Source organism: Crenothrix polyspora (genome assembly GCF_900163755.1).
Classification (GTDB): domain Bacteria; phylum Pseudomonadota; class Gammaproteobacteria; order Methylococcales; family Methylomonadaceae; genus Crenothrix; species Crenothrix polyspora.
Window position 1 is genome coordinate 1 of sequence record NZ_FUKI01000097.1, and the last position, 17697, is coordinate 17697.

Below are 17697 nucleotides of genomic sequence, written 5' to 3' on the forward strand. Positions count from 1 at the left end.
GCTTCAATTTATTGATTTAAAACAATGTTGCCAATCGCTATAATTTTTTGTCATGTACAGAGTAAATAACCTATAATTTAGTGCAATCAAAAAATATTTATTGACAATATTATTAATCAACGTATATTAGACGCTAGCTAGAAAATAGATTTACCCTCTGCTTACCATTTCGATATCTCTTCTGTAGTTCTTCGTCCTGTTTGTCATTTTGTAATATCCAAATTTACCAGCTAGACCCGCCTAAAAAGGCGTTAATTTTCAAATTTTTATAGGACACATTATGTCAACAATGACTACAGGCACAGTTAAATGGTTTAATTCAGAGAAAGGCTTTGGCTTTATCGAACAACAATCAGGCCCTGACGTTTTCGTACACTTTCAACAAATCAATAACGCCGGTGGTTACAAATCACTGGATGAAGGCCAAAAAGTACAGTTTACCGTAGCACAAGGCCAAAAAGGCCTGCAAGCTGAAAATGTTACTGTAATCTAAAGCCTGATCAAAAAGTCGCGGCCTTTCTGGCCGCGACACTGCTTAACCGCAAACAGTTAGATCTTATACAACACAAATCAAACTGTATGAATCACAAAAGCGCATTAACTTTGTGCGTATCAGCTTAAAAATTCACCTTATCATTTTGGTTGATTTTAAACTCATGGCATTGCACACTGGTGTAGCATTTCTTTGCGGTGGAAGGCGTGCATAACCTAAACGTAGATGTTGCGGCGGTAAAGCTATTGTTTGCAATAAGGCGTTCGGTGAGCTTAAACAAGGAATCGAGCCGGCACACAACTTACGGAATACACGGATTGCCTGCTTTTACTTACCTCAGACTTCACAAATCACATCTAATTTATTCGTTTTTTTGGTCAGTTTCATCATTCTTTTCAGCATCATCACCATAATCACGCACCGTTTTATCTAACTTATTCTCGTTTGCGGACACCTTCATCATGAATACCATTCCGACAACAACCACTATCACCATCACTACTTCCATCACCATTCGCATCATTGTCAGCACCACTGTTATGAAATTAAGAGCTAGCGGCACATCATGATCCGCCATCTTGCAGGCTTACTCTACCAGCTTGTAGACCTCATTCGCCAGCCTGTCAACCTCTTTCAGAATTCTGCGATTATTTTAATGGTAATTTCCGAACGGTTTACGTATTAAGTCAACAAGAAGAATGGCTTAAGCTGTTGCGTCCCAGTTTATAGAAAATCTATCCTGCTATCCGATAAAGTAATATTAAAATAATAATCATCAGAATTACAGATAATCCCTGCCAAAAACGCAAAGGATTACGCTGTAGCAACGGAATATTATCTTCAGTGCGCATAAAGCTGGGATTCGGGGTATTCAGGTCGTATAAAAATTCCGATATTTCGTTATAACGCAGCTGTAGTGTAATAGAGGTGGCTTTTTTTAACGCGCCATCCATCCAGGTCGGCACTAATGGGTTATGATGCAAACTGGGTACATAACGTAAACTGGCCAGATAACCAATACTGGGGTTTTCCGGCATGTCCTGGCCAAATGGCAAGCTACCATTGAGCATTTCATAGGCAATTACCGCCAGCGAATACAAGTCTGATTTTACCGTACCCCGATGTTCGGTGTGATATTCAGGAGCAGTATAATTAAGCGTACCCAAAATATTATCGTTACTGTCAACACCCAGCGGCGCAATTTCAGCAATCCCAGCAATTTTTACCGAGCCAAAATCAATAATTTTTACCGTGCCGTTAGGAGCAAACATAATATTTTCCGGCTTCAAATCCTGGTGCAGCATCTCTTTACGGTGGAAGGCGTGCAAGCCTTTGGCAATCTGCTCCACTATTTTTCGAACCGTCACAATGTCGGCTTTGGGGTGGGCATCCATCCATTGCCTTAAAGTACGGCCATCCAAATATTCAGTAACATAATACACACAGCTTTTGGTGCGGTCGCTGCTGATAATTTTCAGCACGTTGTCATGATGGATGCGTTTACCAGCCCATTCTTCATGCAAAAAATGTTCGATAAAATGAGTGTCGTCGTCATACAAAATAGAAGGGGTTTTTAAAATGACCTGCTTACGGGTATGAGTATCCAGCGCCCGATAAATTTGCGTGCGTTTACTGGCGTGCAATTCCGCTTCTATGCGGTAGCCATCCAATAACATGCCCGGCTGCAAAAGCGGTGGGAATGGCAGGTTGGCATGGCGACGCAAGATTTCATCTTCTTTGGCATCGGGCAAACCGTCAACGCTAAGTAATTGGCAAGTTAGGTTGTCATCACTGTTATTGTCTTTGGCCTGTTGCACAATGCTAGCTGCACGCACCGATAATGCAGTGTCACCGATGAGTAGCTGCTTTAAGGTTTTATCGTCAATAAAATCATGGATACCGTCGGTGGTCATTAAAAACAAGTCGTCTTTTTCCAGGGGCAAGGTTTTGTAATCGACTTCAAGGCGCGGTTCTATGCCCATTGCACGGCTTAAATAGTTTTTATCATTGGCCAGATAAATGCGGTGGTCACGGGTCAGTTGTTCAAGATTGCCTTGGCGCAGGCGGTAAATACGGGAATCACCGACATGAAAGATATGCACGGTAGTAGATTTTAAAATGACAATACTCAAGGTACTGACCATGCCCTTGGTCGATTGGTAACGGATTTGCCCCTGGCTGTACAACCAGGAATTGGTCGCCGACAATATCTTTTGCCCTGCCTGTTTAACAGACCAGCTATCGGGTGTGCTGTAATAATCGCTTAAAAAACTGCCAATACAGGACTGGCTGGCCAGCTGGCCAGCCTCGCTACCACTCATGCCATCGGCAATCGCAGCAGTGATGCCTTTGTGGGTGAGTTGCGGTTCGTTGGGGATAATAGCACCGACAAAATCTTCGTTGTCGGCTTTGATGCCTTTATCGGTGGCAAAACCTACGCTGGCTTTGAGTGTGGATGTGGTCATATTACTTGTAACCCTTTAACAATAAAAATAGAACACAGCTGACACATCATATATCTCAACGATAGATTACCTTGTATAGCATGACAACCATGCTATCATTTCAGTATGATTGAATCATTCAAGGATCAAGCCACCGAAGATATTTTTAACGGCATCAACTCAAAAGCCGCTCGAAAAGTTTTCCCTAGAACCCTGTGGAACGTTGTAACAAGAAAATTGGATCAACTTGATTCTGTTCAATCACTGGATGAGTTGAAAATTCCACCTGGCAATCGACTTGAAAGTCTTTTAGGTGACAGAAAAGCCGAACACAGTATTCGCATCAACGAACAATATCGAATATGTTTTATCTGGGACAAATCAGGCCCTTGTAACGTAGTAATCACCGATTATCATTAAGGCATCATTATGGTTCGTATTCCAACCCACAGAGAACCCACGCATCCTGGCATCATGCTGCGGGATGAATTTCTTATACCCATGAACATCAGCCAACGTGACCTTGCCGACGCAATCCATGTGCCTTATCAACGCATCAATGAATTGGTCAACCAGAAACGCGGTATAAGCCCCAGCACCGCATTACGCTTGGCCAAGTTTTTTGGTATGTCGGCTGATTTCTGGCTTAACTTGCAAATCCGCTGGGATCTGTTCAAAGCACAAGCAGCAGAAAAAAATGAGCTGGAATTAATTCAAGATTTCCACCACTTACAAAAATTAGCTTAATTCAATCATCTCAATAGAGCCATCTTCCAAAACTTCTGCCATGTGGCCTTGCGGTTCGTCAATAAACTGCACGGCCAGCAACACAGTAACCGCTACCCCACCCATTACCAAGAAAAAAATTGACGGCGTAACAAACGACAGGATAGTCAAAAACAACACGCCGCCAACGTTACCATAAGCACCGACCATACCGGCAATCTGCCCCGTCATACGGCGCTTGATTAACGGCACGATGGCATACACTGCACCACAACCACCCGATACAAAGCAAGAACACGACATGGTGAGCAACACCACCACAACGATCGGCCACTCGGCAGTAATGGAAGACATAATAAAATAACCCAGCGCCATGCCGGCCATAAATACCGTTAAAGAAAATTTACGTCCAAACTTGTCGCTAAACCAGCCGCCCATAGGCCGCGCCACCAGATTGATAAAAGCAAAACAGCCGCCTAACAAGCCCGCTTGTATCATGGTGATGCCTTGCGTTTCATGAAAAGTTTCAAAAAAGAACATCGGCAACATTGATACTACGGCCAGTTCTGAACCGAAAGCAATCATATACGCCAAGTCTAAAATCGCCACTTGTTTAAACTTGTATTTATGAATCTCCTCAATAGGCTTTTGCAAATGCTCTTCATTAATATGCACGATTTTGTAAACGTTATAAGCAAACAGACACCAGATAGCAATATGGATGAAAACCGCTGTGGTATCTGATATCAGGCTAGTGAAATTAGCACCGCCAAATGAAGATACCTTCCAAGTGATCAGGCTTAACGCCGCATACAAAGGAATATTCATCAGCACGTAAAAAAACAGATCCCAGATACTGGACACTTCCATCGCACCGGCTTTTTTGGGTTTAAAGTAGGTTGAACCTTTGGGGGTGTCGGTCACGCTAAAAAAATACACCACTGAATACAGCAAGGCGATAACACCGGTGCAACCAATGGCATAACGCCAGCCGTCATCACCGCCGAACATCAACGCCAGTGATGGCAACGCGATAGCCGCAGCGGCCGAGCCAAAATTACCCCAGCCACCGTAAATGCCTTCAGCAATGCCCACTTGCCGTGCCGGAAACCATTCACCGACCATGCGGATGCCGATAACAAAACCCGCACCAATAAAACCCATTAAAAATCGTGCCAGCGCCAGCTCTTGAAAGCTGTCTGCCGTGGCGAACATAAAGCACGGGACACTGCCCAGCGCCAGTAAGGTTGAATAGGTACGCTTAGGACCAAATTTATCCACCAGAATACCGATAATAATACGCGCCGGAATGGTCAGTGCTACATTTAATATCAGAATGGTTTTGATTTCCGGCTGACTGAGATTAAGCGTTTTAGCTATCGACAGCATGAGCGGCGCATGGTTAAACCACACCACAAAGCTGATGAAGAACGCTATCCAGGTCATGTGCAGGATTTTAATGTTCCCCGAAAACGAGAACAGGTTGAGTTTGGGTGATGACATGATGAGTTGCTCCATCAAATAAAAGTTACGTTATTTTAGGTAAAGCAATAGTTATGCCATAAAGTGAATTTGTGATTAGAGCTGGATTGAATCAGTGATGCTGCGCCTAATTTGGTGCGTGTTACGCTTGTTTTCTAAAAATAATGCTGCACGGCAGGTAGAAAAGCCTCCTTAATTAATTAAGATAATTCACTTTGATAGCCGTCTTTTTGCACTATAACGGCGCTGTACGCACTGTTTTAATGCGTCAATACGCACGATTATCGCACCTACTTTAAAAAAAACTATTAATATCAGCTGCATATAGTTATGGCACACGAATTGCTTTATCTAAACAAGAGATCAATCGCGTTATTGGAGTAAAACATGAGTACAAAAAAATCGCTGGTCGTTATCGGTAATGGCATGGTCGGGCAGCACTTCTTAGCCAGCTTAGTCGCAAGCCAGTGCAAAGACAGTTATCACATTACGACTTTCTGCGAAGAGCCACGCGCCGCGTATGATCGGGTGCATTTATCGTCTTTTTTCTCAGGCAAGACCGCCGCTGATCTGGCTTTGGCTGATGAAGATTTTTTTGCCAATAATGATATTACCCTGCATCTGGGCGACAAGGCTGCGAATATCGACCGCAATAACAAGACAGTCACTTCAGCCAAAGGCTTGACTATTGCTTATGACACGCTGGTATTGGCGACTGGATCATACCCTTTCGTGCCACCTGTGCCAGGACATGATCGCCCCAATTGTTTAGTGTATCGGACTATTGAAGATTTAGAGGCGATGGCCAGTGCCGCGAAGACCAGCAAGGTCGGCGTGGTGGTAGGTGGTGGTTTATTAGGTTTGGAAGCCGCCAAAGCATTAACTGATTTAGGCCTGGAAACCCATGTTGTCGAATTTGCGCCGCGCTTAATGGCCGTGCAGCTTGATGAAGGCGGCGGTGCCATGCTTAGGCGCAAGGTTGAAGCTTTGGGCTTGCAGGTGCATACCGGCAAAAATACCACCTTGATTACCGATGGTGAGCAGTGTGTGAACAAAATGTGCTTTGCCGATGGTGAGGAGCTGGAAACCGATATTGTACTGTTCTCAGCCGGTATCCGTCCGCGTGATGACATAGCCCGTTCTTGTGGACTGGACGTTGGGCCACGCGGTGGTATCGTGATCGACAACCAGTGCAAAACCTCCGACCCTGCTATTTATGCCATTGGTGAATGTGCGTTATGGAACGGCATGATTTACGGTCTGGTTGCACCTGGCTATAGCATGGCGCGTACTGTTGTCGCTGATTTAGCTGGGGAAGAAGGCAGTTTTACCGGCGCGGATATGAGTACCAAACTCAAGCTGATGGGTGTTGACGTGGCCAGTATCGGTGATGCCCATGCCAAGTCGCAAGGCGCACTGGTGTACACCTATCAAAATGGTGCCAGCGAAGTCTATAAACGACTGGTGGTCAGTCAGGACAAAAAACAGTTGCTGGGCGCGGTGTTGGTCGGTGAGGTATCGGGTTACGGGACTTTATTGCAGTACTGTTTGAATGGTATCGAATTGCCGGAAAACCCCGACTCGCTGATTTTACCGCCACGCGGTGATGAATCGGTAGGCTTGGGGCCGGATGCCCTGCCGATGTCGGCACAAATCTGTTCTTGTTATGATGTGAGCAAAGGCGCAATCTGTCAGGCGATAGAGGCGGGCGCTATCACCCTGGGCGCTTTAAAAGCACAAACCAAAGCCGCGACTGGCTGCGGTGGTTGCGGAGCGTTGCTAAAATCGGTCATGGACTGCGAATTGACCAAGCACGGTATCGCGGTCAGCACCGATCTGTGTGAACATTTTCCCTACACCCGCCAAGATTTATATAACCTTGTAGTCGTCGAGCAAATCAAGACCTTTAATGACCTGCTGGAAACACACGGCAAAGGCAGTGGCTGTGACATCTGTAAACCCGCCATCGGTTCTATCCTGGCCTCGTACTGGAATGAATACGTGTTGGCCAAGGAGCATCTGGGCTTGCAAGATACCAATGATACTTTTCTGGCCAATATGCAAAAAGACGGTACGTATTCAGTCGTACCGCGTATTACTGGCGGGGAGATCAGCCCCGACATGCTGATTGCGCTCGGTCAGGTCGGTAAAAAATACCAGCTGTACACCAAGATTACCGGCGGCCAACGGGTTGACTTGTTTGGTGCGCGGGTCGACCAGTTACCGCACATCTGGAAAGAATTGATTGATGCGGGCTTTGAATCAGGTCATGCTTATGGCAAATCCTTACGCACGGTTAAATCCTGTGTCGGTAGTTCCTGGTGTCGCTACGGTGTAGACGATAGCGTCGGTTTGGCGATAGAGCTGGAGAACCGTTATAAAGGTTTGCGTTCCCCGCACAAGCTTAAATTTGCCGTTTCCGGCTGTACCCGCGAGTGTGCTGAAGCACAAAGCAAAGATGTCGGCGTGATAGCGACGGAAAACGGCTGGAATCTATACGTGTGCGGAAATGGCGGCATGAAGCCACGCCATGCCGATTTATTTGCCACCGGTTTGGATAAAGAAACCTTGATTAAATACATCGACCGTTTCCTGATTTTCTATGTACGCACGGCAGCGCGTTTGCAACGCACTTCCGTTTGGATGGAAAACATGGAAGGTGGCTTGGATTATCTAAAATCAGTGGTGATTGATGACAAACTGGGGCTGTGCGGGCAACTGGAACAACAAATGACCTATGTCATTGACACCTACCAATGCGAGTGGAAAACCACGATTGAAGATGAGAACAAGCTGAAACGCTTCCGCCACTTTATCAACAGCGACCAGCCCGATGATAACGTGGTGTTCGTGGAAGAACGCGGCCAAATTCGCCCTGCAGATGAAGAAGAGCGCAAGCATTTTAAAATCATGGAGGTGGCTTAATGATGCCCTGGAAAGATGTGTGCAGTAGCGATGATTTGCAACCGGATTCGGGTGTCTGCGCGTTGGTTGCCGGTCAACAAGTGGCGGTTTTTTACAGGGTCAAGGAACAGGCGGTTTATGCTATCCATAACTACGACCCTATAGGTAAAGCCAATGTGCTGTCGCGTGGCATGATAGGTGATGTAAAGGGTGAGCCTGTGGTGGCATCGCCTTTATATAAACAGCATTTTAGCCTGAAGACCGGTGTTTGCATTGAAGATGAACAGATTTCTGTTCCTGTGTATCCGGTGCGCCTCCATAACGGTCGAGTAGAAATACAGGTAGCACTGTCCAATAACGGTGAGATGAAAACGTCTATTCATGAAGAGGCCAGCGTATGAAAATCGACTACTACATCGCGGATGTCTTCACCACGCAACTGTTTAACGGGGCGCAAATAGCGGTATTTCCCTACGCCGACGGCTTAAGCGACAGCACCATGAAGCTGCTGGCCAGGGAGTTGAATCTATCGGAAACGGTTTTCGTGTTTCATCCCGACGCTAGCGACACCACCCGCAAGATGCGTGTGTTCACCCCTAAAAAGGAAGTCGATTTTGCTGGACATCCTATTATTGCCACCGCTTATGTTCTTGGCTTGTGTGGTGATATTGCCTTAACTGAGAAAATTACCAACATTGTTTTGGAACAGAATATCGGGCCGATTGCCGTCAGTATTACGGCAGTTGATGGCAAGCCAAGCTTTGTGCAGTTTGCCCGTAAAGTGACTTCGATCATTGACCGGTTTGCGCCGACTGATGATGAATTATCCAGCTTTCTAGGCATCAAACAATCGGAACTGGATCATAAAAAATACTCGCCGCGTTTGGTGTCGTGCGGCTTTCCGTATTTGATCGTGCCGGTGTGGAATTATGATAGCGTCAGACATGCCAAATTTAACAGTGCGGCCTGGAGCCAATCCATTGCGCCACAAACCGCTGCCCAAGAGATTTTGCTGTTTGCACCGAAAACACCGTTTGCAGATTCTGATTTTAATGCACGTTTGCTAGGGCCGCACATTGGCCTTTATGAGGATCCACCGATAGGGTCTGCTATGCCAGCATTTGCATCCTACCTATGTTCATTTGAACATACTCAAAAAGGTACGCATGTGTTTGCGGTTGATCGGGGGGATGCCGAGAGTCGGCGCAGTGTGATTAATCTGGAAATGGACAACAAAGGTTTAGAGCAACTGGCATTGCGGGTCGGTGGCGCGGCGGTATTGTTTGCCCAGGGTACGATTGATTGCGGGACTAAAATATCAGCGTAGGGTAGGCAAAGTTTTCCTGCCCACGCAGAATAAATAATCATTTACGGTGGGCAGTAAAGCGCTGCCCACTCTACGACAGTCAGGATTGACAAGTATTTATGCAAGCAGAAATTCGCCCGATGAACCTTGATGCGGAGTTCTTTACGCCTGAATTGTGTTATATCAATGAGCTGTCCAATACCGTTAATAATCCCGATGTATCGATAGCGCGGGCTAGAATTGAGCTGGGTAGAACAACACGATGGCATAGGCTGCATGGCATTACCGAACGTTATGTCATCTTGCAGGGAGAAGGGCTGGTTGAAGTGGGTGATTTGCCCGCACAAAAAGTTGTGGCAGGCGATGTTGTGTTAATACCACCGGAATGTCGGCAGCGTATTGCCAATATCGGTAGGGACGATCTGATTTTTCTCGCTATCTGTTCGCCGCGTTTTCAACAACAGGCTTACGAAGATATAGACGAATAGAGTACTGATTTCCAAACGCGAGCTTAGAAACCAATACTAAAATCAGCACTACGATTATGATTTTTTACCCACACCAAAGCTTATTTCCAAGGCATGTAATGCATTAACGCAATCTTGCGATGAATTAATTTCAGGATTATCGTGACACAATTGGTTTTTTGCTTTGGCTTCAGGAATATTGGCGGCATACCAGGCAACGCTTTGGTTGGCTTCAGGACTTGCGGCAGGCATATTTTTCGCTTCTAAGGCTGCCACAGTAACGGTAACAGCGGCTAAGGCAATCGCCGCTGTACGGATGATGATGTTTTTCTTCGTTGCTATGATTTGGGTAAGGTTAATTTTCTTCATGGTTTATCTCTTTAATTAAATAGGAAAGGGGATTAGCTCACAGCATGCTCAGTAATGTGGCAGTGGTAGTTTAATAAAGAATTAAGCTATTGAAAATGTGACATATTGCCGCGCGACATATTGACGCGCGGCAATATGTCACCCCCAAAAAAAGCACGACAATATAAATGTAACAGCGGACATTATCATTATGCTATTTGGACGATACAAAAAAAATCCCATCAAAATGGCCGACAAGGGTGTGGTCGACTGGACGTATTCAACTTGCGGTTATTGCTCTACTGGTTGCTCGATTGAAATCGGCACCAATGCAGTCGGCAAGCCTGTTGCCTCACGCGGCGTAGGTGGCGCGGATGTCAACCGTGGCAAACTGTGTCTGAAAGGCATTTTTGAATACGAGGTTTTTGAAGCCATAGGCCGCGCCTCCACCCCGCTAATCCGCGACCATATTCATGAGCCGTATTCAGTGAGTTCATGGGATCCGGCACTGGATAAAATGGCCTCGGAAATCAAGCGCATTCAGGCGACGTATGGACGAGATTCGTTTGCGGTAGTCTCCACAGGCCAAATACTCACCGAAGAGTTTTATACCCTTGGCAAGCTGGTACGCGGTGCAATCGGTACTAATAACTACGATGGTAATACCACCTTGTGCATGGCTTCTGCTGTGTCCGGCTATAAACGCTCTTTTGGTTCCGATGGCCCCCCTGGTTGCTACGAAGATTTTGAACACACCGATTGCCTGATCGCTTGGGGTTCTAATCTGCCCGAACAACACCCGATTATCTACTGGCGTATGAAAGATGCCATGGAAAAAAGGCGCTTCCCGCTCATTGTTGTTGACCCGCGCGTGACTATTTTTGCCCAGAATGCCGACATTCATTTGCCTATTACTCCAGGTACGGATGTGGTGCTGCAAAACGCTTTGATTCACGTTATTCTTAAAGAAGGTTTGGAAGATCTGGACTACATCAACGCCAACACCACCGGTTTTGACGAGCTGGCCAAAGAAGTCGAAAACTATGACCCCACCAGTGCGGCCAAACTGTGTGGCATAGACGAAGATACCATCCGCACGGTAGCGCGTTTGTACGCCAAAGCCAATCGAGCCATGAGCATCTGGACGATGGGTATTAACCAAAGTACCCACGGTTCCGATGGTGTGGTGGGTATCAATAACCTGAATCTGGTGACAGGCAATATCGGCAAACCCGGTGGCACAAGTTTATCGATTACTGGCCAATGCAATGCGATGGGTACACGCGAGTGGTCATCGTGCTCTGGCTTGCCGGGCTACCGCGCCTTGGAAAAAGCGGAAGACCGAGAAGAAATCGCCAAATTTTGGGGTATCGATCCTGAGTTCTTCCCCAAGAAACGCGGCCTAACCGAAACCGATATTTTCCCCGCGATAGAAACAGGGGAAATCAAAGGGCTGTGGCTGGTGGCCACCAATCCTATGACTTCGATGGCCAACACCGCACGTATCCGCAAAACGCTGGAAAAGCTGGAATTCCTCGTAGTGCAAGATGCCTATACCGATGTGGAAACCAGCCAATACGCACATGTTTTTTTACCGGCAGGGATATGGGCAGAGAAGGAAGGCGTGTTTACCAATACCGAGCGCCGCGTTAATATCACGCGGCAGGTAACACCACCTTTTGAAGATTCAAAATCTGATATGCAGATTTTTAACGAATTGGCTAAACGGTTTGATAACGGTCAAAAAATCCATTTCCCCGAACGTCCTGTCGATGTATTTGAGGAGATGAAGACGCTCTCCAAAGGGCGTTTGTGTGATATTTCCGGTATGAGTCATGATCTGATCGAGCAAGAGCGCGGCATACAATGGCCGTACACGGAAGAGCATGCGGCGCAAGGTGCAAAAGGTACGCAGCGCTTGTACACGCAACCGGCAACTTTTTGCTATGCCAATGGCAGGGCTAAACTGATTCCCTTGCCGTTTATCAACAACAACGAAGTGCCGGATGAGCAGTACCCGTTCTGGCTGAACTCTGGTCGTTTGGTGGAGCATTGGCATACCCGCACCAAGACCGGCAAGATTGGCAATAACAACAAGTTCAGCCCGATACCGTTTATGGAGATGAGTCCTGATGCAGGGCATGAGCTGGGCATCAAACATCAGTCTTATGTTCGGGTAACTTCGCGCCGAGGCGATGCGGTGGTTATGGTGATGCTGACCCATCGCGTACCCAAGAACATGGTGTTTATCCCGTTCCATTTTTATGATTGCGTTAATCGTTTGACTTTGGGCTTACTGGATCCGCATTCCAGACAACCGGCCTTTAAGCAATCGGCAGTGGCGATTGAGCAAGTTGACCAGGATTATGCGGCGCGGTTGAGCAAGGAGTCGCGGACTTATTAATGGTTGTGCATATTGATATGCATTAATAATACGCATATAATGAGCGCATTATTAATCCACAAAGGAATTATGTCATGCAAGCATTATATGATGTATCAGCAGCTAAAAAACCAACGAACGTCAGTGTAAACAGCGACTTAATAAAGAAGGCTAAAGCCTTAAACATTAATTTGTCAGCTGCAATGGAGCAAAAACTCATTGAGTTAATCAGGCAACAACAAGCGGCAGATTGGCTGGCATCCAACCAGACGGCGATTACAGGTTATAACCAACTGGTCGAAGAACACGGCGTGTTTGCTGACGAACTGCGGAGTTTTTAATGGCGCAATTCGATGTGTACGAAAACAGACATCCAAAAACCAGAGGGTTACTCCCTTTTTTGTTGGATGTGCAAAGTGACTTGTTATCTGATCTGGCCACTACAGTTGTCATACCCTTGTGCCTTGCAATAGGAGGGAAGCCATTGGCAATGGCTAGGCTTACGCCACGGTTGTTGATTGAAACCGACTATTATTTAGCATTAACGCCGCAGCTTGCCGGAATAAGCCGAAAAGAATTGGGGGCTGTCGTGGATAATGTTTCAGGTTATAGAAATGAAATTATTGGTGCACTGGATTTTTTGATAACGGGTATTTGATATTTCTGCCTAAACAACGGGGACGGTGTATAAGCGGAATAAATACAGATTTGTAGGTTGGGATGACGTAAGAAATCCCAACGAAACAACGCACCCAATGTTGGGGTTCGTTACCTCACCCAACCTAGATTAGGATTGATTATGTTTGAACCACGCCCAGACGAACCCCTATACGCTTTCCTTAGAGATCAGATCACAGAGGATGAAAACCGCTACGGCCAAAAAATTGAATTGACCGAACCGGACAGCGATTTGCGCTGCAAAAGCCTGAACATCAACGGCGATACGGCGATTGGTGAAAACCCCAACCGCTATAAACAGCACGGCTTTTATTTTAATTCCGATAACTGTATCGGTTGCCACGCCTGTGAATCAGCCTGTAGTGAAAAGAACGATGTGCCCGCGCACATTGCGTTTAGATCTGTGGGTTTTGTCGAGGCGGGTACGTATCCTGATTATCAGCGCACCAATATCTCAATGGCGTGTAACCATTGCGATGACCCTGTGTGTTTAACTGGTTGTCCCACCCGTGCCTATACCAAATTTGCCGAATACGGTGCGGTGCTACAAGACCCCGACATTTGCTTTGGCTGTGGCTACTGCACCTGGGTATGCCCGTACAATGCGCCGCAACTTGATCCCGTTAAAGGCGAAGTCTCCAAATGCAATATGTGCGTAGACCGCCTGGAAGTTAACCTGAAGCCCGCTTGTGTGGCTGCTTGTTTGGGCAATGCGCTGGATTTTGGTGTCATCGAAAATATCCCTGAAAACCGTATCCAGGCTAAAACTGAAATTCCAGGTTTCCCTAGCACTGACATTACCCACCCCAATATCCGCTTTCAGAACACGCATAACACGCACCGAGAAGTAACCCGCACCGACGACATGCCGCTGAAATATCACCGCGATGATGAGCTGGGTAAATTCAAGCCCGTTGTCGATGAAAAACAGGGCAGAGAACAGCACTGGAATTTCCGCAAACTACTGACCAGCCACGAAAGCGCCCATGTGCTTTTTACCTTATGTACACAAGCTACGGTAGGCGCGTTTTCCATGTTAATGCTGGGTAATTGGCTGGGGATTGATGCCATTGTTGCACTAAAAAATTCCAGCGCATTTGTTCCGTTAATTTTGTTGATCTTTGCCGTCAGCACCTTCGGCTTGTTTAAGTTGAATATGCACTTGGGCAAACCACATCGTTTTTACCGTGGCTTTAACAATTTGAAATTATCGCCGGTTAGCCGTGAAATTGCTGGCGTATCGATGTTTTATACAGGGCTGTTAGGCTATGTGGTTTTTGGCTTATGGGATGTGGGTTTACTGAATGTAATAGCTAACATATTTGCTTTTATTGGTGTGCTGAGCGGCGCTATCGGTCTGTATTATATGTACAAACTATATAGAATCCCTGCTCGGCCATTTTGGAATCATTGGCAAACAGGTTCTGCCTTTGTCGGCACGCTGCTCAGTTTTGGCGCATTGCTGATTGCCGTTGTCAGCGTTGCTCTTCTGCCATTAGCTGGTAGTCAGGGATTATTACAAGGCTTGGCGGCAATCATTGCTATCGGTTTAGCTGTTGAAGGCTACGGGCATATTGCCCATGCCCGTGATATGGAAGGCGCTAGCCACGAAGGGGCGGCTTCTTATTACCATCAGGTCACTGAATATGGCAAATCCTATAGCCTGCGCAATGGCTTGCTGGCCTTCAATCTGGTTTTAGTGACTGTCATTGCTGTGATGGGATTATCAGGGGTTATCGGTTATTTGGCTGGATTGGTGTTGGTGATTTCCATGCTGGTGATGGCGGCATTTGGGCGCTCCTTATTCTTTGTGCTGGTGATACCGACTACCATGCCTGGTGCATTCTTCTGGAAGAATAAGGGCTTTGTCGAACACGCCAGAGCAACTGGTTTGGCCGATGCACCGCAGCATGGCGTAGCTTATGAACGGCATCATGCGTTTAAAGTGGATGAGCTGATTAAGACCATTAAAGAAACTTCAGTTGCGGAGATGCTTGAACATATTAGGGGGATTTTTGGCAAATAACGTATCTCTATCAAAGAAATTCAGCCTATCTGTTTAACCTAAGGAACGTGCCTGAAATAACTTGAACAACTTAAACGCCACCACCGTTCGTACTGAGCCTGTCGAAGCATGAACTTGCTCAAGTTATTTCGTGCGCGTTCCTAAGCAGCTTTCGCTATCAACATAAAAATAGCGCCCTCTACCCTACCCTCTGTCTTGTGTTTTGTTAGCTATAACAACACACAAGACAATCAACCCACACAAGCTGTTCGGCAACAAATAACTTGCCATAATCTTATCAAGCATAGGTTAAATTAAGCGAACAGCGAGGCTAAAATCCCTTGTGGTAAAATCTGTTGTTTTGGGATTTATAAATAATGTCCAGTAGTAAAGCTAAAACAGTGAATAGACGCTTCTGCGTTGCGCCCATGATGGATTGGACGGATCGTCATTGCCGTTATTTTCATCGCTTGATTTCACAGCATGCGCTGCTGTACACCGAGATGGTAACAACCGGCGCGTTAATTCACGGCGATAACCACCGATTTTTACAGTTTAATACACAAGAACCCCCCTTAGCCTTGCAATTAGGCGGCAGCAATCCACAGGATTTAGCCACTTGCGCGAAAATGGCCGAAGATTACGGTTACGATGAAGTCAATCTAAATGTCGGTTGCCCCAGCGAACGCGTGCAAAATGGTCGTTTTGGTGCCTGTTTAATGCTAGAACCAGACCTGGTCGCCGAATGCGTAGCGGCAATGCAGCAGGCGGTTGGTATTCCTGTTACCGTTAAATCCAGAATTGGTGTGGATGAGCAAGATTCTTACGAAGCACTGGTTAACTTTGTTGCTACACTGACACAAGCGGGATGTGCAACTTTTATTATTCATGCCAGAAAAGCGTGGCTGAGTGGCTTGTCGCCCAAGCAAAATCGAGAAGTACCGCCGTTACGTTACGATATTGTCTATCAATTAAAAACTGATTTCCCTGATGCGGAGATTATTTTAAACGGTGGCATTACCACATTAGAACAAGCCGAAGCCGCTTTACAGCATGTCGATGGCGTAATGGTGGGCAGAGAGGCTTATCATAATCCTTATATAATGGCGGATGTGGACAGGCGATTTTATGGTGCAGTACGCGAACCACTAACGCGTGAAGCTATTTTAGACTTGTTGATACCGTATGTTCAGCAGCAATTGCAAGCGGGCATGCGTTTAAACACCGTAGCGCGGCATATTTTGGGTTTGTTTCACGGTATGCCGGGCGGTAAATTGTGGCGGCGGCAAATCAGTGAAAATGGCTGTAAATTTGGCGCGGATGAAACGGTTTTGTACAAGCCTGTTATCTTGGAGCATTAGTATTTTTGGCTACCGGCTAATCGACTGCCGTGTTCGATTAAACAGGTTATTTTTTGTTATCGCCCAAATTATTTGACATAAAAAGTCTATTTTATTTACATTGAACAGCGTAAATTATTTTAAATTGCGAGAAAAAATGATAGCTTGTCATTAAAACCGTAAATAAAAATAAACACATGTTTTGTAAAATATTGCACTATTTTACAATTTTAAAATTGCACAGAAAGTGCATAAAAATACGCTATTTTCCATTTTTCCTACCCGCTCAATGTCAGTTTTTATCCCATTCAAAATCTAATCTTGAAGGTGGCACAGAACATTTACAAGCCAGCTTTTCACCGATAAAACCTAAACAGTGATTACACCATTAACTAACGGATTAAAAAAAATGACGGATTACGATGTAGAAAAATTGAGTATAGCTGTGTCGGGCAACCAAAAAATTGTATAGTAAATAAACTTTAGCTATCACTACTATACAAGTCATTGCAAATAATTATAATATTAGCAAACAATTTGTAAAAAACAACAAATATATTGAATAAAAACACAAGAAAAAATCTTTTCAAATTATTATCCGCACACAACCGACCTTAGCTTTAGGTCACAAGATTTTTTTTTGTTGCTAATATGAAAACCTAAAAATGTATTTTTACTTTATTTTCAATATATTGTACACTTGTCACAGCGTAACAAATGCCCTGATTTTTTTTTAAAATTATTTTGTTTACGTGTTTTTTAGTTATGGCTTTGACATCACACCTTATATCGTGATAAAAATTACGCCGTTGTTTAAGGTTGATTCGACAACCAGCTCGTGACGAAGTGTGTTCGAGTTGCTCCCTTGAGGAGAGGGATTAAAAAAATATTAATAACTATAGAGGATTTTAAAATGGCTGAAGCACAAGAAAAAGATAACACTTGGGTATATGTTGGCGTTGCTATTGCATCAATTATACTGTTGGTCGTTCTGTTGAAGAAAGACGAAACAAAGCATTTGTCTAGTGGTGCTGTTGCTGCTTCTAATGCTGAAGTTGACGCTAAGTTGGCTGCTAAAAGATCAGCAACTTCAAACAAAGCTGAATAAGCTGGGTTAGAGT

General features: G+C 45.4%; 17 protein-coding genes. 13 read left to right on the top strand and 4 right to left on the bottom strand.

Features of this window, described 5'->3' with window-relative positions; all coding sequences use genetic code 11:
- The first annotated feature begins 280 nt into the window (after positions 1 to 280).
- Complete coding sequence (locus CRENPOLYSF2_RS06685) at positions 281 to 493, top strand: cold-shock protein (protein ID WP_272867697.1); 213 nt, start codon at positions 281 to 283, stop codon at positions 491 to 493.
- A 361-nt stretch (positions 494 to 854) separates the two neighbouring features.
- On the opposite strand, the gene CRENPOLYSF2_RS06690 is transcribed toward CRENPOLYSF2_RS06685, so the two are convergent.
- Both CRENPOLYSF2_RS06690 and CRENPOLYSF2_RS06695 read right to left on the bottom strand, forming a co-directional pair.
- Positions 855 to 1070, bottom strand: coding sequence for a hypothetical protein (locus tag CRENPOLYSF2_RS06690; protein WP_087143178.1), 216 nt, complete (start codon positions 1068 to 1070; stop codon positions 855 to 857).
- Between the two features lie 157 nt (positions 1071 to 1227).
- On the bottom strand, positions 1228 to 2958 hold the full coding sequence (locus CRENPOLYSF2_RS06695) for a bifunctional protein-serine/threonine kinase/phosphatase (RefSeq protein ID WP_087143179.1): 1731 nt from the start codon (positions 2956 to 2958) through the stop codon (positions 1228 to 1230).
- A gap of 105 nt (positions 2959 to 3063) precedes the next feature.
- On the opposite strand from CRENPOLYSF2_RS06695, the gene CRENPOLYSF2_RS06700 reads away from it, so the two are divergent.
- Positions 3064 to 3357 (top strand): type II toxin-antitoxin system RelE/ParE family toxin, encoded by a 294-nt coding sequence (locus CRENPOLYSF2_RS06700; RefSeq protein ID WP_087143180.1) that lies wholly within the window; start codon positions 3064 to 3066, stop codon positions 3355 to 3357.
- A 9-nt stretch (positions 3358 to 3366) separates the two neighbouring features.
- Positions 3367 to 3684 carry a HigA family addiction module antitoxin gene (locus CRENPOLYSF2_RS06705; RefSeq protein WP_087143181.1) on the top strand — a complete coding sequence of 106 codons (318 nt, stop codon included), beginning with the start codon at positions 3367 to 3369 and terminating at the stop codon, positions 3682 to 3684.
- Here the strand turns inward: CRENPOLYSF2_RS06705 and CRENPOLYSF2_RS06710 are convergent.
- Entirely contained in the window at positions 3676 to 5166 is a 1491-nt protein-coding gene (locus CRENPOLYSF2_RS06710) for a NarK family nitrate/nitrite MFS transporter (RefSeq protein ID WP_087143182.1), read from the bottom strand. The two genes, CRENPOLYSF2_RS06705 and CRENPOLYSF2_RS06710, sit on opposite strands and share 9 nt — an antisense overlap.
- Before the next feature lie 366 nt (positions 5167 to 5532).
- Between CRENPOLYSF2_RS06710 and nirB the strand changes: the two genes are divergently transcribed.
- The 4 genes from nirB (at position 5533) to CRENPOLYSF2_RS06730 (ending at position 9843) form a co-directional block, all read left to right on the top strand.
- Positions 5533 to 8070 carry a nitrite reductase large subunit NirB gene (nirB, locus tag CRENPOLYSF2_RS06715; protein ID WP_087143183.1) on the top strand — a complete coding sequence of 846 codons (2538 nt, stop codon included), beginning with the start codon at positions 5533 to 5535 and terminating at the stop codon, positions 8068 to 8070.
- Positions 8070 to 8450, top strand: coding sequence for a nitrite reductase small subunit NirD (gene nirD / locus CRENPOLYSF2_RS06720; RefSeq protein ID WP_087143184.1), 381 nt, complete (start codon positions 8070 to 8072; stop codon positions 8448 to 8450). Before nirB ends, nirD begins: the two co-directional genes overlap by 1 nt.
- Positions 8447 to 9376: a PhzF family phenazine biosynthesis protein gene (locus tag CRENPOLYSF2_RS06725; protein WP_087143185.1), complete on the top strand. Its 930-nt coding sequence runs from the start codon at positions 8447 to 8449 to the stop codon at positions 9374 to 9376. The genes nirD and CRENPOLYSF2_RS06725 overlap by 4 nt, the downstream gene beginning before the upstream one ends.
- Before the next feature lie 98 nt (positions 9377 to 9474).
- On the top strand, positions 9475 to 9843 hold the full coding sequence (locus CRENPOLYSF2_RS06730) for a cupin domain-containing protein (RefSeq protein WP_087143186.1): 369 nt from the start codon (positions 9475 to 9477) through the stop codon (positions 9841 to 9843).
- 54 nt (positions 9844 to 9897) lie between these two features.
- Here CRENPOLYSF2_RS06730 and CRENPOLYSF2_RS06735 read toward each other — a convergent pair whose 3' ends face one another.
- Positions 9898 to 10191: an EexN family lipoprotein gene (locus CRENPOLYSF2_RS06735; protein ID WP_087143187.1), complete on the bottom strand. Its 294-nt coding sequence runs from the start codon at positions 10189 to 10191 to the stop codon at positions 9898 to 9900.
- A 190-nt stretch (positions 10192 to 10381) separates the two neighbouring features.
- Between CRENPOLYSF2_RS06735 and CRENPOLYSF2_RS06740 the strand changes: the two genes are divergently transcribed.
- The 6 genes from CRENPOLYSF2_RS06740 to CRENPOLYSF2_RS06765 all read left to right on the top strand — a co-directional run bounded on the left by CRENPOLYSF2_RS06740 (position 10382) and on the right by CRENPOLYSF2_RS06765 (position 17684).
- A complete protein-coding gene (locus CRENPOLYSF2_RS06740) occupies positions 10382 to 12574 on the top strand; it encodes a molybdopterin oxidoreductase family protein (protein WP_087143188.1) in 2193 nt (730 codons plus the stop codon).
- 74 nt (positions 12575 to 12648) lie between these two features.
- Positions 12649 to 12894, top strand: a complete 246-nt coding sequence (locus CRENPOLYSF2_RS06745) for a type II toxin-antitoxin system CcdA family antitoxin (RefSeq protein ID WP_087143189.1) — start codon at positions 12649 to 12651, stop codon at positions 12892 to 12894.
- Entirely contained in the window at positions 12894 to 13211 is a 318-nt protein-coding gene (locus CRENPOLYSF2_RS06750; RefSeq protein ID WP_087143190.1) for a CcdB family protein, read from the top strand. The genes CRENPOLYSF2_RS06745 and CRENPOLYSF2_RS06750 overlap by 1 nt, the downstream gene beginning before the upstream one ends.
- A gap of 141 nt (positions 13212 to 13352) precedes the next feature.
- On the top strand, positions 13353 to 15257 hold the full coding sequence (locus CRENPOLYSF2_RS06755; protein ID WP_087143191.1) for a DmsC/YnfH family molybdoenzyme membrane anchor subunit: 1905 nt from the start codon (positions 13353 to 13355) through the stop codon (positions 15255 to 15257).
- Between the two features lie 356 nt (positions 15258 to 15613).
- On the top strand, positions 15614 to 16597 hold the full coding sequence (dusA, locus tag CRENPOLYSF2_RS06760) for a tRNA dihydrouridine(20/20a) synthase DusA (RefSeq protein ID WP_087143192.1): 984 nt from the start codon (positions 15614 to 15616) through the stop codon (positions 16595 to 16597).
- Positions 16598 to 17489: 892 nt separating this feature from the next.
- Positions 17490 to 17684 carry a hypothetical protein gene (locus CRENPOLYSF2_RS06765; RefSeq protein ID WP_087143193.1) on the top strand — a complete coding sequence of 65 codons (195 nt, stop codon included), beginning with the start codon at positions 17490 to 17492 and terminating at the stop codon, positions 17682 to 17684.
- Positions 17685 to 17697: the final 13 nt, after the last annotated feature.